Origin of the sequence: Burkholderia sp. LAS2 (genome assembly GCF_018417615.1) — a bacterium.
GTDB lineage: Bacteria > Pseudomonadota > Gammaproteobacteria > Burkholderiales > Burkholderiaceae > Burkholderia > Burkholderia sola.
This window is the reverse complement of the sequence record NZ_CP071052.1, coordinates 1,981,158-2,001,975: the sequence shown is the minus strand read 5'-3', so window position 1 is coordinate 2,001,975 and position 20,818 is coordinate 1,981,158. Positions and strand designations below refer to the sequence as shown.

The 20,818-nt window shown below is 66.5% G+C and carries 19 protein-coding genes and 1 tRNA gene; 6 read left to right on the top strand and 14 right to left on the bottom strand.

Annotated elements, in window-relative coordinates; genetic code table 11:
• Positions 1–29: 29 nt before the first annotated feature.
• The 6 genes from thrS to JYG37_RS09305 form a co-directional block, all read right to left on the bottom strand.
• A complete protein-coding gene (gene thrS, locus JYG37_RS09330) occupies positions 30–1,937 on the bottom strand; it encodes a threonine--tRNA ligase (RefSeq protein ID WP_089488382.1) in 1,908 nt (635 codons plus the stop codon).
• Between the two features lie 268 nt (positions 1,938–2,205).
• Positions 2,206–2,282: transfer RNA gene (locus tag JYG37_RS09325), tRNA-Val, on the bottom strand.
• 84 nt (positions 2,283–2,366) lie between these two features.
• Complete coding sequence (locus tag JYG37_RS09320) at positions 2,367–4,601, bottom strand: RelA/SpoT family protein (RefSeq protein ID WP_089488381.1); 2,235 nt, start codon at positions 4,599–4,601, stop codon at positions 2,367–2,369.
• 39 nt (positions 4,602–4,640) lie between these two features.
• A complete protein-coding gene (locus tag JYG37_RS09315; protein ID WP_124630435.1) occupies positions 4,641–4,994 on the bottom strand; it encodes a RidA family protein in 354 nt (117 codons plus the stop codon).
• A gap of 79 nt (positions 4,995–5,073) precedes the next feature.
• Positions 5,074–5,970, bottom strand: a complete 897-nt coding sequence (locus JYG37_RS09310) for an alpha/beta fold hydrolase (RefSeq protein WP_089488380.1) — start codon at positions 5,968–5,970, stop codon at positions 5,074–5,076.
• Positions 5,971–6,094: 124 nt separating this feature from the next.
• A complete protein-coding gene (locus JYG37_RS09305; protein ID WP_124630436.1) occupies positions 6,095–7,003 on the bottom strand; it encodes a LysR family transcriptional regulator in 909 nt (302 codons plus the stop codon).
• A gap of 134 nt (positions 7,004–7,137) precedes the next feature.
• On the opposite strand from JYG37_RS09305, the gene JYG37_RS09300 reads away from it, so the two are divergent.
• From JYG37_RS09300 to JYG37_RS09290, 3 genes are read left to right on the top strand one after another with little or no spacing between them, the layout of a single operon-like run.
• Positions 7,138–7,695 (top strand): ester cyclase, encoded by a 558-nt coding sequence (locus tag JYG37_RS09300; RefSeq protein WP_050012463.1) that lies wholly within the window; start codon positions 7,138–7,140, stop codon positions 7,693–7,695.
• Positions 7,696–7,706: 11 nt separating this feature from the next.
• Positions 7,707–8,717, top strand: a complete 1,011-nt coding sequence (locus JYG37_RS09295; RefSeq protein WP_050012462.1) for a polysaccharide deacetylase family protein — start codon at positions 7,707–7,709, stop codon at positions 8,715–8,717.
• A gap of 48 nt (positions 8,718–8,765) precedes the next feature.
• Positions 8,766–9,479, top strand: coding sequence for an SDR family oxidoreductase (locus JYG37_RS09290; protein ID WP_050012461.1), 714 nt, complete (start codon positions 8,766–8,768; stop codon positions 9,477–9,479).
• Positions 9,480–9,559: 80 nt separating this feature from the next.
• Here the strand turns inward: JYG37_RS09290 and JYG37_RS09285 are convergent, their stop codons facing one another.
• Positions 9,560–10,201 (bottom strand): CoA transferase subunit B, encoded by a 642-nt coding sequence (locus JYG37_RS09285; RefSeq protein ID WP_050012460.1) that lies wholly within the window; start codon positions 10,199–10,201, stop codon positions 9,560–9,562.
• A 1-nt stretch (position 10,202) separates the two neighbouring features.
• A complete protein-coding gene (locus tag JYG37_RS09280) occupies positions 10,203–10,907 on the bottom strand; it encodes a CoA transferase subunit A (RefSeq protein ID WP_050012459.1) in 705 nt (234 codons plus the stop codon).
• A gap of 216 nt (positions 10,908–11,123) precedes the next feature.
• On the opposite strand from JYG37_RS09280, the gene JYG37_RS09275 reads away from it, so the two are divergent.
• Complete coding sequence (locus JYG37_RS09275; protein ID WP_050012458.1) at positions 11,124–11,669, top strand: LuxR C-terminal-related transcriptional regulator; 546 nt, start codon at positions 11,124–11,126, stop codon at positions 11,667–11,669.
• Positions 11,670–11,789: 120 nt separating this feature from the next.
• On the opposite strand, the gene JYG37_RS09270 is transcribed toward JYG37_RS09275, so the two are convergent.
• Positions 11,790–12,230, bottom strand: a complete 441-nt coding sequence (locus JYG37_RS09270; RefSeq protein ID WP_050012457.1) for an acyl-CoA thioesterase — start codon at positions 12,228–12,230, stop codon at positions 11,790–11,792.
• 32 nt (positions 12,231–12,262) lie between these two features.
• Positions 12,263–13,045: an SDR family oxidoreductase gene (locus JYG37_RS09265; protein ID WP_050012456.1), complete on the bottom strand. Its 783-nt coding sequence runs from the start codon at positions 13,043–13,045 to the stop codon at positions 12,263–12,265.
• Between the two features lie 179 nt (positions 13,046–13,224).
• On the opposite strand from JYG37_RS09265, the gene JYG37_RS09260 reads away from it, so the two are divergent.
• Positions 13,225–14,898 carry an electron transfer flavoprotein-ubiquinone oxidoreductase gene (locus JYG37_RS09260; RefSeq protein WP_176015712.1) on the top strand — a complete coding sequence of 558 codons (1,674 nt, stop codon included), beginning with the start codon at positions 13,225–13,227 and terminating at the stop codon, positions 14,896–14,898.
• 138 nt (positions 14,899–15,036) lie between these two features.
• On the opposite strand, the gene aroC is transcribed toward JYG37_RS09260, so the two are convergent.
• From aroC to JYG37_RS09245, 3 genes are all read right to left on the bottom strand, one after another.
• Complete coding sequence (gene aroC / locus JYG37_RS09255; protein ID WP_050018168.1) at positions 15,037–16,137, bottom strand: chorismate synthase; 1,101 nt, start codon at positions 16,135–16,137, stop codon at positions 15,037–15,039.
• A gap of 291 nt (positions 16,138–16,428) precedes the next feature.
• Positions 16,429–18,363, bottom strand: a complete 1,935-nt coding sequence (locus JYG37_RS09250) for an MFS transporter (protein ID WP_124557257.1) — start codon at positions 18,361–18,363, stop codon at positions 16,429–16,431.
• A gap of 139 nt (positions 18,364–18,502) precedes the next feature.
• Positions 18,503–18,958 carry a CBS domain-containing protein gene (locus JYG37_RS09245; protein WP_006488504.1) on the bottom strand — a complete coding sequence of 152 codons (456 nt, stop codon included), beginning with the start codon at positions 18,956–18,958 and terminating at the stop codon, positions 18,503–18,505.
• A 157-nt stretch (positions 18,959–19,115) separates the two neighbouring features.
• On the opposite strand from JYG37_RS09245, the gene JYG37_RS09240 reads away from it, so the two are divergent.
• Complete coding sequence (locus JYG37_RS09240; RefSeq protein WP_050018170.1) at positions 19,116–19,433, top strand: Mpo1-like protein; 318 nt, start codon at positions 19,116–19,118, stop codon at positions 19,431–19,433.
• A 14-nt stretch (positions 19,434–19,447) separates the two neighbouring features.
• Here the strand turns inward: JYG37_RS09240 and JYG37_RS09235 are convergent, their stop codons facing one another.
• Positions 19,448–20,776: a YihY family inner membrane protein gene (locus JYG37_RS09235; protein ID WP_089488378.1), complete on the bottom strand. Its 1,329-nt coding sequence runs from the start codon at positions 20,774–20,776 to the stop codon at positions 19,448–19,450.
• Between the last annotated feature and the right edge of the window lie 42 nt (positions 20,777–20,818).

The window sequence follows — 20,818 nt, the reverse complement described above, 5'->3', positions numbered from 1 at the left end:
TAAAAAAATGAGCCGCGCTGCCAGGGCGGTTACTTGAACGAGCGCAGGTCTTCCTGCAGACGCTCAACGAAGGCTTCGACCGGCATAACGCCAAGATCGACGCCGCCACGGGCACGCACGGCTACCGTTTGCGCATCACGCTCCTTATCGCCCACGACGAGGAGATAAGGCACCTTTTCCAGCGTGTGCTCGCGTATTTTATAGCTAATCTTCTCGTTGCGCAAATCGGCCGCCACTCTAACCCCTTGTTTTTGCAACGTTTGGGTCAGAGCGTGCGCATATTCGGCCTGACTTTCGGCGATATTGAGCACAATTGCCTGGTACGGCGCGAGCCAGACCGGCATTGCACCAGCATGGTGCTCGATCAAGATGCCGAGGAAACGCTCCATCGAACCGACGATCGCGCGGTGCAGCATCACCGGCCGGCGACGGCTGTTGTCCTCGGCGACGTACTCGGCGCCCAGGCGCTCCGGCAGCACCATGTCGAGCTGCAGCGTGCCGCACTGCCACGAGCGGCCGAGGGCGTCCTTGATGTGGTACTCGATCTTCGGGCCGTAGAACGCACCCTCGCCCGGCAACTCTTCCCACGTGAGGCCGCAGGCGGTCAGCGCGTCGCGCAAACCCTGCTCGGCGCGATCCCACGTTTCGTCCGTCCCCGCACGCTGGTCGGGGCGCAGCGACAGCTTGATGTCGATGTGATCGAAACCGAAGTCCTTGTACACGCTCATCGCGAGCGTGTTGAACGCGATCGATTCCGAGATGAACTGATCTTCCGTACAGAAGATGTGCGCGTCGTCCTGCACGAAGCCGCGCACGCGCATCAGGCCGTGCAGCGCGCCCGACGCCTCGTTGCGGTGGCACGAGCCGAATTCCGCGTAACGCAGCGGCAGGTCGCGGTACGAGCGCAGGCCGTGCTTGAACACCTGGACGTGGCCCGGGCAGTTCATCGGCTTGATCGCGTAGTCGCGCTTCTCCGACTCCGTCGTGAACATGTTCTCGCGATAGTTCTGCCAGTGGCCCGACGCTTCCCACAGCGAGCGGTCCATGATCATCGGCGTCTTGATCTCGAGATAGCCGGCGTCGTTCACGCGGCGGCGCATGTACTGCTCGACCTGCTGCCACAGCGCCCAGCCCTTCGGATGCCAGAACACCATCCCCGGCGACTCTTCCTGCATGTGGAACAGGTCGAGCTGCTTGCCGAGCTTGCGGTGGTCGCGCTTTTCCGCTTCCTCGAGCATGTGCAGGTACTGGTCCTGGTCTTCCTTCTTCGTCCAGGCCGTGCCGTAGATGCGCTGCAGCTGCTCGTTCTTCGAATCGCCGCGCCAGTACGCGCCCGCGACCTTCATCAGCTTGAAGATCTTCAGCTTGCCGGTGGACGGCACGTGCGGGCCGCGGCACAGATCGGTGAAGCCGCCGTGCGAATACAGCTTGATTTCGTCGCTTTGCGGAATCGATTCGATGATCTCGGCCTTGTACTTCTCGCCGATGCTGCGGAAGTAACCGGCCGCCTCGTCGCGCGACACGACACGGCGCGTGACCGGCTCGTCCTTCTTCGCGAGTTCCTGCATGCGCTTTTCGATCTTTTCCAGATCTTCCGGCGTAAACGGGCGGTTGTACGAGAAGTCGTAATAGAAACCGTTGTCGATCACCGGGCCGATCGTCACCTGCGCGTCCGGATACAGCTCCTTCACCGCATACGCGAGCAAGTGGGCGGTCGAGTGGCGGATGATGTCGAGGCCGTCGGCATCCTTGTCCGTGACGATCGCGAGCGACGCGTCGCGGTCGATCAGCGTCGACGTATCCACGAGCTCGCCATCGAGCTTGCCACCCAGCGCAGCCTTGGCGAGGCCGGGACCGATCGAGGCCGCAACCTCGGCAACTGTCACCGGATGCTCGTATTGTCGAACTGAGCCGTCAGGCAAGCGTATCGAAACCATAGCATTCTCCGTGATGCCGACAGTGGGCGGCAGACCAGGTACGCGAGATCAACTCGCGCGTGAAAATTCGCGACAAAAAAATGCGGCCCCGCTTTCGAGGGGCCGCATTCGATACTTCACTCAAACTGAAAGGGCGAAAACGTTCCTCGACTAGCGTCGCTCCGAAGTGGTTTCGGTCAACGTTCGCGGTGTCATAACCGTATTCGCCTTGTTCGCGTTGAGTTGTGTACTGCTTCGAACACCCGGAGGCCGGGCATTCTCAATTCGTTGGTAGGCTCGATTGGATTCGAACCAACGACCCCCACCATGTCAAGGTGGTGCTCTAACCAACTGAGCTACGAGCCTAGAGAAGCTAAGATTATATGGAGTGGCTGCAGGCTTGGCAAGTGTTTTATGCGGTCGCAGCAAAATAACGCCGATCCAACCCCATCAGGATTTCCGCCCTGCCCGCACGACGCCCTGCACCTCGCCGAGCAGCGTGCACGCGCGCTGCACCTGCGCCGAATTCGAGACCTCGACCGTGAACTGCATGAAGGCCGCATTGCGGCGGCTTTGCGTCTTCACGCCCACGACGTTGATCTTTTCGCGCGCGAACACTTCGGAGATATCGCGCAGCAGCCCTTGCCGATCGCTCGCCTCGATCATCAGGTCGACCGGATAGACGGACGCGCCGCGCCCGCCCAGCACGTCGGCCGACCAGGTCGTCTGCAGCACGCGTTCCGGCGCGCGCTCGACCATCCGGCGAAACGTCGGGCAGTCGGTGCGGTGGATCGACATCCCCTTGCCGCGCGTGACGAAACCGCTGATCGGATCGGGCGGCGCCGGACGGCAGCAGCGCGCCAGCTGCGTCAGCAGCGCGTCGACGCCCACCACCAGCACGCCGGTCGATGCACCGTGCGCGACGCTCGCGCCGCTGCTGCGCTTCTCGAAATCGGCCGGCGCCTCGGGCGCCGGTTCCGGCGGCGGCGCGTCGGACAGCGCGTGCTCGACGTTGCGCAGGCTGAATTCTTCCTTGCCGACGACCGAGAACAGCTCCTCGGGCGACTTGAAGCCGAGCTTCGCGGCGAGGTTGTCCAGGCTGACCGACGTCTTGCCCTCGCGCTGCAGCGTCTTTTCGACGAGCGCGCGGCCGTGCGCGATGTTTTCTTCCTGCTCGATCGAGTTGAACCACGCACGCACCTTCTGCCGCGCACGCGGGCTCTTCAGGTAACCGAGCTGCAGGTTCAGCCAGTCGCGCGACGGCCCGCCTTCCTTCACCGCGACGATCTCGACCGTCTGGCCGTTCGAAAGCGGCGTGTTCAGCGGCACCATCACGCCGTCGACGCGCGCGCCGCGGCAGCGATGGCCGAGCTCGCTGTGCAGGTGGTACGCGAAATCGACCGGCGTCGCGCCCTGCGGCAGCGCGATCACGCGCGCCTGCGGCGTCAGCACGTAGATGTGGTCGTCGTCGAGCGACGTCTCGCGCAGTTGCGCCCACGCCTGATCGCCCGACACCTCGGTGCCGTCCTCGACGTCGTCCTTCCACGCGAGCAACTGACGCAGCCACGCGATCTTCTCGTCGTACTTGTCGCTCGCCGAGAACTGTCCGCCATAGCCGCGTGCGCCGGCCTCCTTGTAGCGCCAGTGCGCGGCGACGCCGTACTCGGCGAAGCGATGCATCTCCTGCGTGCGGATCTGCACTTCGAACGCACGGCCGTCGTCGCCGATCACGACCGTATGCAGCGACTTGTAGCCGTTCGGCTTCGGCCGCGAGATGTAGTCGTCGAACTCCTTCGGCACCGGCTGCCACAGGTGATGCACGATGCCGAGCACCGCGTAGCAATCCTTGATGTCGGGCACGATCACGCGAAACGCGCGCACGTCGTACAGCTCGGAGAAATCGAGCTCCTTGCCGCGCATCTTGCGCCAGATGCTGTAGATATGCTTCGGCCGGCCGCTGACGTCGGCCTGGATGTGCGCTTGCGCGAGCTCGTGCTGCAGCCGCGCGATCGCCTGCGTGACGTACGCCTCGCGCTCGATGCGCTTCTCGTCGAGCAGCTTCGCGATCCGCTTGTAGGTGACGGGATCCTCGAAGCGGAACGCGAGATCCTCGAGTTCCCACTTCAGTTGCCAGATACCGAGACGGTTCGCGAGCGGCGCATAGATCTCGAGCGTCTCGCGCGCGACGTCGGGCGGCGGATCGAGCTTCGCGGCCGCGTAGTAGCGCAGCGACTGCAAGCGCGAAGCAAGGCGGATCAGCACCACGCGGATGTCCTGCGCGAACGCGAGCAGCATCTTGCGCAGCGCCTCGATCTGCGTGCGCCGCTCTTCCGCCGCGTCGCGCCCGGAGTCGGGCTTCGCGTTCTGCGCGGCGCGCAGGCTGACGGTGCCGAGCCGCAACAGCTTGCGCACGTCGGCCACGAGCCGCGCGACTTCGTCGCCGAAACGCTCGGTCAGCTCGCGTTCGGGGTCGCTCAGATGCGGCGTCAGCACGAACAGCGCGGCGGCCTGCATCGCGTGCGGATCGACGTTCAGCGTGCGCATGATCGACGCCGTGCCGGCCGAGTGATCGGCGAGCAGCTCGCCGGACGACAGGCGCGCGTCGCCGGCCCGCTCGCGCACGAACGCGAGCACGTCGTCGAACGACGGCGCCGCGACGGGAGAAGCGGAAACGGATTCGGTCATTGCACGGCCTGCCGGAATACGGTCATCTTTGGCTGACGCTCAGCTCCGCTGCGCGGCGACGACCACGATCTCGACGAGCAGCGCCGGATCCGCGAGCTTCGCCTCGACGGTCGCGCGCGGCGGCGCGTTGCCTTCCGCAACCCATGCGTCCCACTCGGCATTCATGCCTTCGAAGTTCACGAGATCCGAGATGTAGATCTGCACCGACAGCAGATGGGCCTTGTCGCTGTTCGCTTCGGCGAGCAGGCGGTCGATGTGGCCGAGCACTTCGCGCGTCTGGCCGCGGATGTCCTGCGTGGTGTCTTCGGCGATCTGGCCGGCCAGATACACGGTACCGTTGTGGATCGCGGTTTCGGAGAGACGGGCCCCGACGTGGTGACGAATGACTGCCATGAAATGTTCCGGTCGTGATGGGTAGGGATTCGGGCGGCGGCACGGCCCGCGTGCCGCCGAACCGCATATTATGACGCGTTTATGCGTCGCCTTCGACGAAAAACCGCCGCGCGAGCGCAATCTGGTCCGCGCTGACGAACGCCGGCGCGTGCCCTGCCCCCGGAATCTCGACCTGCGTCACATGCCGGCCGCGACGGACCATTTCGGCCGCCGTCTCGCGCGACAGCAGGTCGGACGTCTCGCCGCGCACGACGAGCAGCGTCGCGTCCGTCGTCTCGATCGCGCGCCACAGCGCGGCCTCGCCGAGCGCGGCCAGTTCGGGCGTCGTCGCCTTGAACGGCTCGGCGATGCGCGGATCGTAGCGCATCGTCCAGCCGCCTTCGGGCAGTTCGTGCAGCAGCGGCCCGTTGATCTCGCGCCACTCGTCGGCGCTCAGCGCACCGAACGGCAGCGACAGCGACGTCAGATAATCGACTCCCTCCTGCTCGGTCGCAAAGCGCGGCTGCACGCCGAGGTACTCGCCGATACGCGTCAGCGAATCGGGCTCGATGCGCGGACCGACATCGTTGACGATCATCCGGCGCAGCGGCGAACCGGGCAGCCCGGCAAGCGCCATGCCGATCAGGCCGCCCATCGACGTGCCGAACCAGTCGACCGATTCGACGTCGAGCCGGGCAATCAGCGTCACCATGTCGGCCACGTATTGCGGAATCGCATAGAGCCGCGGATCGGCCAGCCGGTCCGAGCGGCCACGCCCGGCGACATCGGGGCAGACGACGCGATACGTATCGGACAGCGCGGCGGCCAGCCGGTCGAAATCGCGGCCGGAGCGGGTCAGGCCGTGCACGCAGACGAGCACGCGCGAATTCGCGGGGTCGCCCCACTCGGTATAGGCGACGTGGTGAAGGCCGGCCGTGCTCGCACACTGCACGCGCCGCTGGCGGGGAACCGGGGGATTCGCTGAGGTCGTTGGCATCGTTGGCATCCTGTCGAACGGGGGGCGACGCGCGGGGCAACGCTTGCGACGCCCGATGCAAACGATTGTAAACCGCTTCGGAATGACGGGTCGCCACGCGCCCGGCCCGCCACCCGGGGTGGGTTCAGTCGTGGCGGCGCCACGCACGACGCAACTGCTCGCGCAGGAAATCGACGAATGTCCGCACGCGCAGCGGCACGTGACGGCCGCCGGGATAGACGGCATGCAGCGGCGCGGCGGACGCCGCGAAGGCCGGCAGCACGCGTACGAGCCGGCCGGCGTCGAGATCGGCGCCGACGTCCCAGATCGACTTCAGCGCAATGCCCGCGCCCTCGAGCGCCAGCGTGCGCGCCGCGCCGCCGTCGTTGGTCAGCAGCGCGGCCGTCACCTCGACCGCCACGCCGCCTTGCGCGCCGTCGAACCGCCATTCGGCACGCGGCTGGTCGCCCATCACGATGCATCGATGCGCACGAAGCTCGACCGGATGGGCCGGCGACCCGTGCGCCGCGAGATAACCCGGCGACGCGCACAGCACGCGATGATTCGGCGCCAGCTCGCGCGCGATCATCGTCGAATCGGCAAGATTGCCGATCCGCACGGCGACGTCAATGTCGGACGCGAGCAGATCGACGACCGTATCGGTCAGCATCAGCTGCACGGTCAATTGCGGATGTCGCTGCTGAAAGGCCGCCACGAGCGGCGCGATTCGCAGGCGGCCGAGCTCGCCGGGCGCCGTCACGCGCAGCACGCCGCTGACCGTGCCGCGGCGATCGCGCATCAGCGTTTCCGCCTGCTCGACCTCCGCGAGGATGCGTAGCACCTGCGCGTGAAACTGCGCGCCGTCGTCGGTGAGCGTTTGCTGCCGCGTCGTCCGGTGCAGCAGGCGCACGCCGAGCCGCGACTCGAGATGCGCGAGTCGCTTGCTGACGACGGACAACGACAGGTCGAGCTCGCGCGCCGCCGCCGACAGGCTGCCGGCCGACACGATCCGCGCGAAGGTATCGAGCGCCGGGAAATCGTCGATCAGCGTCATGGCGCCCGCCTCACCCAAACCTTTCCTTTTTTCGAATAATCCATTCGCCTTTTGCCCGTATTTGCATGCAGAACGGAAACCTACCATACCTGTTCCGCGTCGTCGCCTGACGCTTTCACAGGACCCTCGAAACCATGTCGATCCGCCTTCGTTCGGCCACCCGCCCCGTCGCGCACGCATTCGCGGCAGCTGCTTGCGTCGTGGCGCTCTGGCCCGCCGCGGCCCATGCCGCCGATCTCGTCGAGCCGCACACGCTGACCGTCGCGGCGGGCTTGCCGGCCGCGCAGGCCCGCGCGCAAGTGCTGGCCGCGCGCCGCTACGGCAGCTTCTGGAATACCGGCGACCCCGCGCTCGCCCGCGCGGCGCTCGCCGACGACTTCACCGACCGAACGCTGCCGCCCGGCCGCGAACAGGGCCTACCGGGGCCGCTCGCGGCGTCCAGCACGATGCGCGGCGCGATCCCGGACCTGCGCTGCGACATCGAACAGATGATCGTCGCCGGCGACCGGGTCGTCGTGCACCTGCATTTCCGCGGGCATTTCACCGGGGCGTTCAACGGAACGGCCGGGCGCGGACAGGCGATCGACTTCATCGCGACCGATATCTATCGGATCGACCACGGCCGGATCGCGGAAAACTGGCACATCGAAGACAACCTGACGCTGATGCGTCAGCTTGGGCTCGTCGGTTGACGGAGGGGACGATGACTCACGGTAACGACACTTCCGCGACGCCGCTGCCGCGCCGCACATTCCTGGCCCAGGCCGGCGCCGGGCTCGCGGCCGGCGTCGCGCTGGCCGCAGGCACGTCCGTGCCCGCCACCGCCGCGCCGACGCCGATGCCTGCCGCACCGGGCACCACGCCGTTCTGGCCGGACGGCGCGCGGCTCGTGATCTCGATCTCGATGCAGTTCGAGGCGGGCGGCCAACCGCCCACGGGCGCGGACAGCCCGTTTCCGGCCGTCGCGTTCCCGCCGTCGGTGCCGGTCGATCTCGCGTCGGCCACCTGGTTTGCGTATGGCTACCGGGAAGGCATTCCGCGCCTGCTCGATCTGTGGGACCGGCACGGCGTGAAAGTGACGTCGCACATGATCGGGGAAGCCGCGCGCCGGCACCCCGAACTGGCGCGCGAAATCGTATCGCGCGGCCACGAAGCCGCCGCGCACGGCCCGACGTGGCGCGCGCAATTCGCGATGAGCCGCGACGACGAGCGCCGCTTCCTGACCGACGCGCGTGACATGGTCGAGGCGGTGACCGGCCAGCGCCCCACCGGCTACAACTGCAACTGGCTGCGGCGCGGCCCGCATACGCTATCGCTGCTGCAGGAACTCGGCTACGTGTATCACATCGACGACGTCAGCCGCGACGAACCGTTCATCGAGACCGTCGGCGGCCGCGATTTCGCGGTGGTCCCGTACACGCTGCGCAACAACGACATCCTGCTGATCGAAGGTCGCAACTACTCGCCGACGATGTTCGTCGAGCAGATCAAGCTGGATTTCGACCAGCTGTACGCGGAAGCCGGACAGCGGCGCAGACTGATGTCGATCAGCGCGCACGACCGGATCAGCGGCACGCCGCAGATGGTCCGCGCGTGGGACACCTTCCTGCACTACGCTCGATCACACCCGGGGGTCGTTTTCATGCGCAAGGACGACATCGCGCGCTTCGCGCTGCACAGCCCGTCGACGCTGCGCGAGGCCGAAACGATCTGACCGGATTCCGCTCAACTCTGCTCAATTCACTACCCAGGAAAGACTTTCATGAACGATCCGCTCCACGGAAAGAACGTACTCGTCGTCGGCGGAAGCTCCGGCATCGGCGCCGCCACCGCGACGGCATTCGCGCGGCGCGGTGCGCATCTGACGATCGCGTCGCGCGATCCGGCCAGGTTCGGCATCGATGCCATACCGGGCGCGCAGGTGCGGACCGAAGCGCTCGACATCACCGATACGGCGGACGTCGATGCGTTCTGCGCGCGCGTCGGCCGGTTCGACCACGTCGTGATTTCAGCCGCGAAGACGGCCACGGGCCCGCTCCGTGCGCTGCCGCTCGCCGACGCGCAGGCAGCGATGGACAGCAAGTTCTGGGGCGCCTACCGCATCGCCCGCGCGATCGATATCGCGCCAGGCGGCTCGCTGACGTTCGTGTCGGGGTTCCTCAGCGTGCGGCCGAGCGCGTCGTCGGTCCTGCAAGGCGCGATCAACGCGGCGCTCGAGGCGCTCGCCCGAGGGCTGGCGCTCGAACTGGCGCCGGTTCGCGTGAACACCGTGTCGCCGGGCCTGATCGCGACGCCGCTGTGGGATAAGCTCGCGCCCGACGCACGCGACGCGATGTACGCGGGCGCCGCCCAACGGCTTCCGGCACGCAGGGTCGGCCAGCCGGAGGATGTCGCGAATGCGATCCTGTATCTGGCGGCCACGCCTTATGCAACCGGTTCGACGGTACTGATCGACGGCGGCGGCGCGATTGCGTGACGCGTACGTGCGTTCGTGACAAAACGCCCCGCGCTCCGTCGGGAACGCGGGGCGTCGAGGATCACGCACCAGGGTCGTGCTCAGGCCACGGCGCTGACGTCGAGCGGTGCGCCCGTCTTCGTCTGGATCTCGTCGACGCTCACGCCGTCGGCGAGTTCGAGCACCTTCAACCCGGACGGCGTCACTTCGATCACGCCGAGATCGGTGATGATCAGGTCGACCACGCCGACACCCGTGAGCGGCAAGTTGCATTCGTCGAGGATCTTGTGCTGATCGCCCTTCGCGACATGCTCCATCAGCACGACGACACGCCCCACCCCCGCGACGAGGTCCATCGCGCCGCCCATCCCCTTGATCATCTTGCCGGGGATCATCCAGTTCGCGAGGTCGCCCTGCTTGCTGACCTGCATCGCGCCGAGGATCGCGAGGTTGATGTGGCCGCCGCGAATCATCGCGAACGAATCGGCCGACGAGAAGATCGACGAACCGGGCAGCGTCGTGACGGTCTGCTTGCCGGCGTTGATCAGATCGGCGTCGACTTCGTCTTCGGTCGGCGACGGGCCGATGCCGAGCAGGCCGTTCTCCGACTGCAGCCACACCTCGACGCCTTCCGGCACGTGGTTCGCGACGAGCGTCGGCAGGCCGATGCCGAGGTTCACGTAGAAGCCGTCCTGCAGTTCCTTCGCCGCACGCGCAGCCATCTGGTCACGATTCCAGGCCATGTCAGTCTCCTTTCGCGCGTACGACGCGTTGTTCGATGCGTTTTTCCGGCGTCGCGTTCAGCACGATGCGCTGCACGAAGATTCCCGGCGTATGAACCTGATCCGGATCGAGCGTGCCGTTCTCGACGATCTCCTCGACCTCGACCACGGTGATCTTGCCGGCCATCGCGCACATCGGGTTGAAGTTGCGCGCGGTGCGGCGATAGATCAGGTTGCCGGACTTGTCGGCCTTCCACGCCTTGACGAGCGCGACGTCGGCCGTCAGCGACTGCTCGAGCACGTAGTGGCGATCGCCGAACTGGCGCGTTTCCTTGCCTTCCGCGATCACGGTGCCGTAGCCGGTATTCGTGAAGAACGCGGGGATGCCCGCACCGCCCGCGCGCAGCTTCTCGGCGAGCGTACCCTGCGGCGTGAATTCGAGCTCGAGTTCGCCGGCCAGGTACTGGCGCTCGAACTCCTTGTTCTCGCCGACGTACGACGAGATCATCTTCTTGATCTGGCGCGTTTCCAGCAGCAGGCCGAGGCCGAAACCGTCGACGCCCGCGTTGTTGCTGATGCAGGTGATGCCCTTGACGGCCGAATCGCGCAACGCCGCGATCAGCGCCTCGGGAATACCGCACAGGCCGAAGCCGCCCACCGCGAAGGTCTGTCCGTCACGGACGATCCCCTCCAGCGCGGCAGCCGCGCTTGGATAGACTTTGTTCATCAGTTGTCCCTTCCTCTATGGAAACCAGCAAAACCGGTTCACGCGCCACGTGGCGCAAGCCCGCCGCACCATTCTATGCATGCGCGGCGATGCCTGCGTCGAGGCACGCTTTTTATGTCGCGACGAACGCCGCGAGATGCCTGAAAGGGTACGATGCGGCGCGGATGCGGCACAATACGCAAAAATACATAAGCATTTCCCTCCGCCCCCCGCGCCATGCCCGATCTCGATTACCAGACCGCCTTCCACCTCGCGCCGCTCGGCCTCGTGCTGTCGCGCGACCGCGTGATCGAGGACTGCAACGACGCGCTCGCGTCGATCTTCCGCTGCGCGCGGGCCGACCTGACCGGAAAATCGTATGCGGTGCTCTACCCGTCCACGGACGAATTCCAGCGAATCGGCGAGCGCATCGCACGCGTGATGGTCGCGAACGGCGTCTACTCGGACGACAGAATCATGAAGCGCGCGGACGGCGAACTGTTCTGGTGCCACGTGACCGGCCGCGCGCTCGACCGCACCGCGCCGCTCGCGGCCGGCATCTGGACCTTCGAGGATCTGAGCGCGACGCGCCGCGTCGCGGTCGAGCTGACCCCGCGCGAACGCGAGATCGCCGCGCAGCTCGCGACCGGCAAGACCAGCAAGCAGATCGGGCGCGTGCTCGACATCAGCTCCCGCACGGTCGATATCTACCGCGCGCGACTGATGCGCAAATACGGGACGAACAATACGCCGGAGCTGCTGCAGCGCCTGCTCGGGCAGTGAACGCGCATTGCATCGCGGCGCGCGAATGACGATCGGCCGCACATGGCGGCCGATTGACGGAAACGACGGGCACGGCGCGCCGCCGGCGACCCGGTGCGCACGGCCTGCCGATATGCGCGCTCAGCCGATTTTCGTCGCGAGCGCGTGCTCGATCGTGTCGCGCAGCAGCGGCGGCAGCGGCACCGACTTGCCGAGCGCGTAATCGACCCACACGCAGCGCGCGTTGCCGCGTGCATAGACATGCTGCGGATCGTCCGCGCGCGTGAGCTCGAAGCCGGTGTCGAAGCTGCTTCGGCCGGGCTTCGCGGCCGACATCCTCGCGATCACGTCGCCCGGATAGTGCAGCTGCTTGAGGAACTCCATCGACGCGGTGACGATGACGGGCCCCTGCCCCTCGCCGTTGCCGCCCGCAATGCCGAGCTGCTCGAACCACGAGATCCGCGCCTGCTCCATGTAGCGGAAATAGACCGTGTTGTTCACATGGCCGAACGCGTCCATGTCGCCCCAACGGATCGGCATCGACATCTCAAAAACGGGGGAGTAATCGCTTGTTGCGCTCATTGCTGTCTTCTTTGTTGCGAAATGTCATCCGCTCACGCAAGGCCGAAGCCGTCGTCCGCGGAGATGATCGAGCCATTGATGAACTGCGACTCGTCGGCCGCGAGCAGCAACAACAGCCCGTCGAGATCCTGCGGCTTGCCGACGCGCCGGCGCGGCAGTATCGACTGCAGCTTCTGGCCCTGCTCGGTTTCCCACAGGTAATGATTGATTTCGGTATCGATATAGCCGGGGCAGATCGCATTCACGTTGATCCCGTGGCGGCCCCACTCCAGTGCCATCGCACGCGTCATCTGCACGACCGCGGCCTTGCTCATCGCGTACAGCCCGATCTGCGGGAACACGCGCAGCCCGGCCACCGACGCGATGTTGATGATCCGGCACGGCGGCTTGCCATTGCCGCCGCCGTTCGCGCGCATGATCATCCGCTTCGCGACTTCCTGCGCGACGAAAAATGCGCCGCGCGTGTTCGTATCGAACACGAACTCGAAATCCGCCGGCGTCACGTCGACGAGCTTCTGCATCGTCGACACGCCCGAATTGTTCACGAGGATGTCGATCGTGCCGGCTTCCGTCTCCGCATGCGCGACGGCCGCCTTGATGCTCTGGACGTCAGTCACGTCGAGCGACACGACATGCGCGGCGCCGCCCGCCGCCTCGATCTCCGCGCGCAGCTCCTTCAGGCGCTCGACGCGGCGGCTCGCGAGCACGACCTTCGCGCCGGCCTGCGACAGCACCTGCGCAAAACGCTGCCCGAGGCCGCTCGACGCGCCCGTGACCAGCGCAACCTTGCCCTCCAGATTGATCGATCGACCCATTTGCACATCCCCTTTCGATATCGTTGCGCCAGCCCGGACGGCACAGCCCGGGCGGCATTACCCTAGCACAAAAAATAGAACGATCGTGCTAATCTACCCGCATGCTGTTGCGGCAAGCGTTTCGTTTCGCAGACAATACGCTCCCGAATAAAAGCATTCTAACGGTTAGAGGAACGCCAATGACCCCCGCAAGCCTCATCGAGCAATACGGCCCGCGCGAATCGATGGAATACGACGTCGTGATCGTCGGCGGCGGCCCCGCCGGGCTGTCTGCCGCGATCCGGCTCAAGCAGCTGGCCGCCGAGAAAGGCACCGAGATCGGCGTGTGCGTGCTCGAGAAGGGTTCCGAGATCGGCGCGCACATCCTGTCGGGCGCGGTGATGGACCCGCGCGCGATCACCGAGCTGTTTCCCGACTGGAAGGAACGCGGTGCGCCACTCGACGTCGAGGTGAGCGAAGACCGCTTCCTGTTCCTGTCCGAGAAGAGCGCCGTCACGACGCCGAACTGGGCGCTGCCGGACAACTTCAAGAATCACGGCAACTACGTGATTTCGCTGGGCAACGTGACGCGCTGGCTCGGCCAGCAGGCCGAGGCGCTGGGCGTCGAGATCTTCCCCGGCTTCCCGGCTGCGGAGATCCTCTATAACGACGACGGCTCGGTGAAGGGCGTCGCCACCGGCAACATGGGCGTGGGCAAGGACGGCGAGCCGACCGAGAACTTCCAGCTCGGCATGGAGCTGCACGCGAAGTACACGCTGTTCGCCGAAGGCTGCCGCGGCCACCTCGGCCGCCAGCTGATCTCGACGTTCAAGCTCGACGCGAACGCCGATCCGCAGGCGTACGGGATCGGCATCAAGGAACTGTGGGAAATCGATCCGGCCAAGCACAAGCCGGGCCTCGTGATCCACACGGCCGGCTGGCCGCTGAAGTCCGATACGTACGGCGGCTCGTTCCTGTATCACATGGACAACAACCAGGTCGTGGTCGGCTTCGTGGTGGGCCTGGGCTACACGAACCCGTACCTGTCGCCGTTCGAGGAATTCCAGCGCTACAAGACGCACCCGTCGATCCGCGCGTTCCTCGAAGGTGGCAAGCGCGTGTCGTACGGCGCGCGGGCGATCACGGCCGGCGGCCTGCTGTCGCTGCCGAAGACGGTGTTCCCGGGCGGCGCGCTGATCGGCGACGACGCGGGCTTCCTGAACGCATCGCGGATCAAGGGCAGCCACGCGGCGATCAAGACTGGCATGCTGGCGGCCGACGCCGCGTTCGACGCGGTGCAGGCCGGCCGTCAGTCGGACGAGCTGAACGCGTACCCCGATGCGTTCAAGCAATCGTGGCTGTACACGGAGCTGTACCGCGCGCGCAACTTCAAGCAGTGGATGGCGAAGGGCCTGTACCTGGGCACGCTGATGGTCGGGCTCGAGCAGAAGGTGATGGGCGGCAACGTGCCGTGGACGCTGCATCACCAGCATGCGGACCACGAGATGCTGAAGCCGGCGTCGCAGTGCGAGCCGATCGCGTATCCGAAGCCGGACGGCAAGCTGACGTTCGACCGGCTGTCGTCGGTGTTCATCTCGAACACGAACCACGAGGAGAACCAGCCGGCGCACCTGACGCTGAAAGATGCGAGCGTGCCGGTGAACGTGAACCTGCGCACGTACGCGGGGCCGGAGGCGCGCTTCTGCCCGGCGGCCGTGTACGAGTTCGTGAAGAACGACGACGGCGGCGAGCGCCTCGTGATCAACGCGCAGAACTGCGTGCACTGCAAGACCTGCGACATCAAGGACCCGACGCAGAACATCGTGTGGGTCACGCCCGAAGGCGGCGGCGGGCCGAACTACCCGAACATGTAAGCTGCCGGAACGCGCCGCCGCGAGCGGCGCGTTTTTTGGTCACGGCACACCACCGCCGCAAACGAAACGGGGCGCTGCATCACGCAGCGCCCCGCTTGCATTCATCGTTCGACGGCCGACGCGACGCGCCCGCTTCTATCAGGTCGCGCTGCCCGCGATCTTCGGCGTGGCCGTCTCGACGTCGCCGCACTGTGCGCGGTGGCGCAGCGCATGGTCGATCAGCACCAGCGCGAGCATCGATTCGGCGATCGGCGTCGCGCGAATGCCGACGCACGGATCGTGGCGACCGAAGGTTTCCACCGTCGCCTCTTCGCCGGACTTCGTGATCGAGCGGCGCGGCGTGCGGATGCTCGACGTCGGCTTGATCGCGATCGACACGGTGATGTCCTGCCCCGTCGAAATCCCGCCGAGCACGCCGCCCGCGTGGTTGCCGACGAAGCCGGCCGGCGTCAGTTCGTCGCCGTGCACCGAGCCGCGCTGCGCGACGCTGTCGAAGCCCGCGCCGATCTCGACGCCCTTCACCGCGTTGATGCTCATCATCGCCTTCGCGATATCGGCATCGAGACGGTCGAATACCGGCTCGCCCCAGCCGACCGGCACGCCGGACGCGACGACGTCGATGCGCGCGCCGATCGAATCGCCGTCCTTGCGCAACGCATCCATGTACGCCTCGAGCTCCGGCACGACCGCCGCGTTCGGCGAGAAGAACGGGTTCTCGTGCACGTACGACCAGTCGACGAACGGCACGTCGATGTCGCCGAGGCCGCTCATGTAGCCGCGCACCTCGACCCCGAAGCGCTCGCGCAGCCACTTCTTCGCGACCGCGCCCGCGCCGACGATCGGCGCGGTCAGGCGTGCGGACGAGCGGCCGCCGCCGCGGTAGTCGCGGATGCCGTATTTCTGCCAATAGGTGTAGTCGGCGTGACCGGGACGGAACGTCTCGACGATGTTGCCGTAGTCCTTGCTGCGCTGGTCGGTATTGCGGATCAGCAGCGCGATCGGCGTGCCGGTCGTCACGCCTTCGAACACGCCCGACAGGATCTCGACCTCGTCGGCCTCCTGTCGTTGCGTCACGTGCCGCGACGTGCCGGGCTTGCGGCGATCGAGCTCGACCTGGATGTCGGCTTCGGTCAGCCCCATCCCCGGCGGGCAGCCGTCGATCACGCAGCCGATCGCGGGACCGTGCGATTCGCCGAAGGTCGTGACAGTGAAAAGCGTGCCGAGGGTATTGCCGGACATGATGGAACCGCCCAAAGAGAAATGGTCAAACCGATGCGCTGCCGGCGCCGCAGGCAGGTCGATCGTTTGCCGGTCGAGAAAGAGGTAAACCGCTATTATGCCAGCCGTCCCGGGCCCGCGGGCCGGGTGAACCGTTCAGACCACACGGGCCGGCCGCGGATAAGGGCGGATGCGAGGCAGGTGTGGCGATCGCAGGCCCTCGGCGTTGCGCTCGGGACCCGCCGAACCGGGCCGCCATCCCGGCCCGGTGCGCGGATCGATCGTCCCGCGCCGGACCCGACGCCCGCCCGCCTACTTCCGCGCGCCGCGCAGCTCGGTCACCGCGACCTGCAGCGCCTCGGGCGTCGCCACCGACGCCGGAATCGGCTCGCCGACCGCCAGCGTCAGCCGGCTCATCACGCCGCGCTTGATGGGGCGCGGCATCCGCGCATCGGTATGCCGCGAAAAATAGCTGCCCCACAGCCCGCGCAGCGCCATCGGGATCACCGGCGCCGGCGTGCGGTTCAGGATCTCGGTGATGCCGTGATGGAACGGGTTGATGTCGCCGGTCTTCGTCAGCTTGCCCTCGGGGAAGATGCACACGAGTTCGCCGTCCTTCAGCGCGGCCTCGCACAGGTCGTACGCCCGCGCGAGCATCGCGGGATCCTCGTGGCGCGGCGCGATCGGAATCGCCTTCGCATGCCGGAATACCCAGCTCGCGAAACGCGTCTTGAAGATCCGGTGATCCATCACGAAACGGATCGGACGCGGGCTCGCGGCGGCCAGCACGAGCGCATCGACGTAGCTGACGTGGTTGCACACGAGCACCGCCGCCCCTTCCGCCGGGATTCGCTCCGCGTGCACGAGGCGGATCCGGTAGAACGTATGCACGAGCACCCACGCGACGAAGCGCAGCAGGAACTCGGGCACCAGCAGGTAGATATACGTCGCGACGACCACGTTCAGCAGCGCGGTGACGAGGAACAGCCCCGGGATGTCGACGCCGGCCTTGGTCAATCCCATCGCCATCACGGCCGACAGGATCATGAACAGCGCGTTCAGGATGTTGTTCGCGGCGATGATCCGCGCGCGGTGCGTCGGCGCGCTGCGGCTCTGGATCAGCGCATACAGCGGCACGCTGTAGAAGCCGCCGAACATCGCGAGCAGGAACAGGTCGGCCAGGATGCGCCAGTGGCGCGCGCCGCCAAGGAATTCGCCGACCGACAGCAGATGGCCGGGCGACGGCAGCGCGTGGCTTGCGAAATACAGCTCGATCGCAAACACGCTGATGCCGATCGAGCCCAGCGGCACGAGGCCGATCTCGACGCGCCGCTGCGACAGCCGCTCGCACAGCAGCGAACCGAGGCCGATGCCGACCGAGAACGTCGCGAGCAGGACCGTGACGACGTCGGGGCTCGCGGACAGCACGTCCTTCGCGAAATTGAAGAACGACGTGAGGAACGTCGCGCCGACGAACCACAGCCACGAGATGCCGAGCAGGCTCAGGAACACCGTGCGGTTCTGCCGCGCGAGCTTGAGGTTGCGCCAGGTCTCGCTGACCGGGTTCCAGTTGATCACGAGATCGGGCTGCGGCGCAGGCGTCGACGGCACGCGCTGCGCGACGAGCCGCCCGGCCAGCGCGATGACGACGACGCTCACCGCGAGCACGCGCTCGCCGCTGCCTTCGATGCCGGCCGCCGCGCCGCCGATGATCGTGCCGATCAGGATCGCGATGAACGTACCCATCTCGACGAGCCCGTTGCCGCCGACCAGTTCATGTTCGCCGAGATGCTGCGGCAGGTACGAATACTTGACGGGCCCGAACAGCGTCGAATGCATCCCCATCATGAACGTGCACAGATACAGCAGCGTCGCGCTGTGCGTGACGAAGCCGGCCGCGCCGACCAGCATCAGCACGATCTCGAACGATTTCACGAAGCGCGTGAGGGTCGCCTTGTCGTATTTGTCGGCGATCTGGCCCGAGGTGGCCGAGAACAGCACGAACGGCAAGATGAAGATCGCGGAAATCAGGAACGCGGCCGTTTTCGCATCGACGCCGGAGAACCGCGCGGTGTGATACGTGACGAGCGACGTGAAGCCGATCTTGAAGACGTTGTCGTTCAGCGCGCCGAGGAACTGGGTCGTGAAAAACGGCGCGAAGCGGCGCTCGCGCAGCAGGTCGAACTGCGATGCGTGGGCGCGACGTTCGTCGCGCCGCCCCGATGTGGCTTGCGTGTGATCGCTCATGCGGAATACGCGCGCATCGTCTGGGCGATGCTGCGCGGGCCTCGTGTTGTCGTTGAAAAAACGGCGGCGCAGGACATGCCTGCGCCGCCGCGTGCCGGATGGCGGCGCCCATGCATCGACGTGCCGGGCGCGGCGCGATTCACGGCTTGTGCGCTTCGGCTTCCGATTCCGGCCAGTCGCGAATGTACGCCTTCAGCATCCGGTTCTCGAAGCTCTGCGCCTCGACGACCGTCTTCGCGACGTCGTAGAACGAAATGACGCCCATCAGCACCTTCTTGTCGAGCACGGGCATGTAGCGTGCGTGACGCTCGAGCATCATCCGGCGCACTTCGTTGACGTCCGTTTCCGGCGTGCACGTGAGCGGCTCGTCCATCACCTTGCGCACCTGCACGTCGCCGATCGCGCCGCCGTTCACGTGCAGGCGCAGGATGATCTCGCGAAACGTCAGCATCCCGACGAGATCGCCGTACTCCATCACGACGAGCGAACCGATGTCGTGCTCGGCCATCGTATCGACCGCTTCGCGCAGCGGCTTATCGGGCGTCACCGTAAACAGCGTGTTGCCCTTCACTTTCAGAATATCGCTGACGCGCATCGTAGTCCCCTCATGCTTGAATGCAAAATCTCTTTCGATCCTATCGGAAAGCCTGTCAAAAGGAAAGCACGGGCCGGCGCGGCGGGCCGCCGCCGCTTGCGGCCGCGGCCCGCCGGCCGCACAATGACCTCATGAACAGCGGCCCGAGGAGACGGCCATGGCGCATACGCATACGGAGCAATTCGCCCGCTTCGCTGATTTCTACCCGTATTACCTGAACGAGCACCAGAACCTGACGTCGCGGCGGCTGCACTTCATCGGCTCGCTCGGCGTGATCGGCTGCGTCGCGATGGCGGTCGCGACCGGCCACTGGCTGTGGCTGCCGGCGGCGATCGTCTGCGGCTATGGGTTCGCGTGGGTCGGCCACTTCTTCTTCGAGAAGAACCGTCCGGCGACGTTCCGGCACCCGATCTACAGCCTGATGGGCGACTGGGTGATGTTCAAGGATATCTGTACCGGCAAGATCCCGCTGTAGCCGCCGGCCCGCCTTCAGGCCGGCCGCGGCGGCCGCGCGTGCGGGTCGGCCGCGCCCGGCGCCGGCCCGGCGCTCGCGGCCGGCTGCCCGCCCGCGAGCCGGTGCGCGGCGATCAACGACGCGAGCGTCACGTCGAACCGGTCGCTCGACAGCACCTCGAGCAGCGCCGCGCCTTCGACGTGGCTGCGGCGCCGCTCGAGCTGGTACGTCAACTCGGTACGATCGATCACCAGCACGTCGAACAGTTGGGCGAGCGTCAGCTGCTCCGGGTTCGCGAGCAGGATATAGCGCGGCGTGGCCTCTTCGCCGCCGTCGAGCCGCGCGACCCATTCCCGCTCCTCCATCGTCGTCAGCAGCCGCTGCGCGGTTTCCATGTCGCAGCGCAGCATCGTCGCGAGCCGCAGCGCCGTGTAGCCGCGCTTGCCGGCCGCGCGCGCTTCGGCCAGCCGCGCGAGCAGTTCGAGCGCGTCGAGCAGGTCGCTGCCCGGATAGTGGATCCGGTGAAACTGGCCGACGCGAATCGCCGGCAGCGCCGACGCGACCATCGCGCCGAGCAGCGCGATGAACCAGCTCAGATACACCCACAGCAGGAACACCGGCAGCGCCGCGAACGCGCCATAGACGGCCGTATAGGTCGGAATGCGCCGGACGTAGTAGCCGAAGCCGCGCTTCGCGAGTTCGAACGCGATGGCCGCAAACAGCCCGCCAATCACCGCGTCGCGCCAGGCGACCGCGCAGTTCGGCAGGTACACGTACAGCAGCGTGAACGCGAGCACCGTCAACGGCAGCGACGCAAGTGCAAGCAGCCACTCGACGATCGACGTCGACGCCCCCGCGCCGGTGAACGCGAGCGATTGCGTGAACAGGTACGACGAAATCGACAGGCTCACGCCGAACAGCAACGGCCCGAGCGTGATCAGCGCCCAGTACGCGAGCACGCGCTGCGCGAACGGCCGCGGCTTGCGCACGCGCCAGATCAGGTTGAACGCCGATTCGATCGTCATCATGGTCATCACCGACGTGACGACGAGCACGATCAGCCCGGCCGTCGTCAGCCCCTTGGCCTTCGACGCGAACTGGTTCAGGTACTTGAAGATCTGGATGTTGAACTGCGCGGGCATCAGGTGATCCGCGAGGAACCCCTGCAGCGAGATCTGGAACGACGCGAACATCGGGAACGCTGTGAACAGCGCGAACGCGACCGTCAGCAGCGGCACGAGCGCCAGCATCGTCGTGAAGGTCAGGCTCCCCGCCACCTGCGGGATGCGATCCTCGGCGCTGCGCCGGGCCGCGAACTGCGCGAGGCGCTTGATGGTGTCGAGATCGACGCTCAACTTCGGCAAACGGCTTCTCCTTCTCGAAACTGCGCGCGTCACGGCGCGCCG

Bases quoted from the DNA above. Each gene is read 5' to 3' on its own strand.
- thrS (WP_089488382.1), bottom strand. From the start codon at position 1,937: ATGGTTTCGATACGCTTGCCTGACGGCTCAGTTCGACAATACGAGCAT.
- JYG37_RS09320 (WP_089488381.1), bottom strand. From the start codon at position 4,601: ATGACCGAATCCGTTTCCGCTTCTCCCGTCGCGGCGCCGTCGTTCGAC.
- JYG37_RS09315 (WP_124630435.1), bottom strand. From the start codon at position 4,994: ATGGCAGTCATTCGTCACCACGTCGGGGCCCGTCTCTCCGAAACCGCG.
- JYG37_RS09310 (WP_089488380.1), bottom strand. From the start codon at position 5,970: ATGCCAACGACCTCAGCGAATCCCCCGGTTCCCCGCCAGCGGCGCGTG.
- JYG37_RS09305 (WP_124630436.1), bottom strand. From the start codon at position 7,003: ATGACGCTGATCGACGATTTCCCGGCGCTCGATACCTTCGCGCGGATC.
- JYG37_RS09300 (WP_050012463.1), top strand. From the start codon at position 7,138: ATGTCGATCCGCCTTCGTTCGGCCACCCGCCCCGTCGCGCACGCATTC.
- JYG37_RS09295 (WP_050012462.1), top strand. From the start codon at position 7,707: ATGACTCACGGTAACGACACTTCCGCGACGCCGCTGCCGCGCCGCACA.
- JYG37_RS09290 (WP_050012461.1), top strand. From the start codon at position 8,766: ATGAACGATCCGCTCCACGGAAAGAACGTACTCGTCGTCGGCGGAAGC.
- JYG37_RS09285 (WP_050012460.1), bottom strand. From the start codon at position 10,201: ATGGCCTGGAATCGTGACCAGATGGCTGCGCGTGCGGCGAAGGAACTG.
- JYG37_RS09280 (WP_050012459.1), bottom strand. From the start codon at position 10,907: ATGAACAAAGTCTATCCAAGCGCGGCTGCCGCGCTGGAGGGGATCGTC.
- JYG37_RS09275 (WP_050012458.1), top strand. From the start codon at position 11,124: ATGCCCGATCTCGATTACCAGACCGCCTTCCACCTCGCGCCGCTCGGC.
- JYG37_RS09270 (WP_050012457.1), bottom strand. From the start codon at position 12,230: ATGAGCGCAACAAGCGATTACTCCCCCGTTTTTGAGATGTCGATGCCG.
- JYG37_RS09265 (WP_050012456.1), bottom strand. From the start codon at position 13,045: ATGGGTCGATCGATCAATCTGGAGGGCAAGGTTGCGCTGGTCACGGGC.
- JYG37_RS09260 (WP_176015712.1), top strand. From the start codon at position 13,225: ATGACCCCCGCAAGCCTCATCGAGCAATACGGCCCGCGCGAATCGATG.
- aroC (WP_050018168.1), bottom strand. From the start codon at position 16,137: ATGTCCGGCAATACCCTCGGCACGCTTTTCACTGTCACGACCTTCGGC.
- JYG37_RS09250 (WP_124557257.1), bottom strand. From the start codon at position 18,363: ATGAGCGATCACACGCAAGCCACATCGGGGCGGCGCGACGAACGTCGC.
- JYG37_RS09245 (WP_006488504.1), bottom strand. From the start codon at position 18,958: ATGCGCGTCAGCGATATTCTGAAAGTGAAGGGCAACACGCTGTTTACG.
- JYG37_RS09240 (WP_050018170.1), top strand. From the start codon at position 19,116: ATGGCGCATACGCATACGGAGCAATTCGCCCGCTTCGCTGATTTCTAC.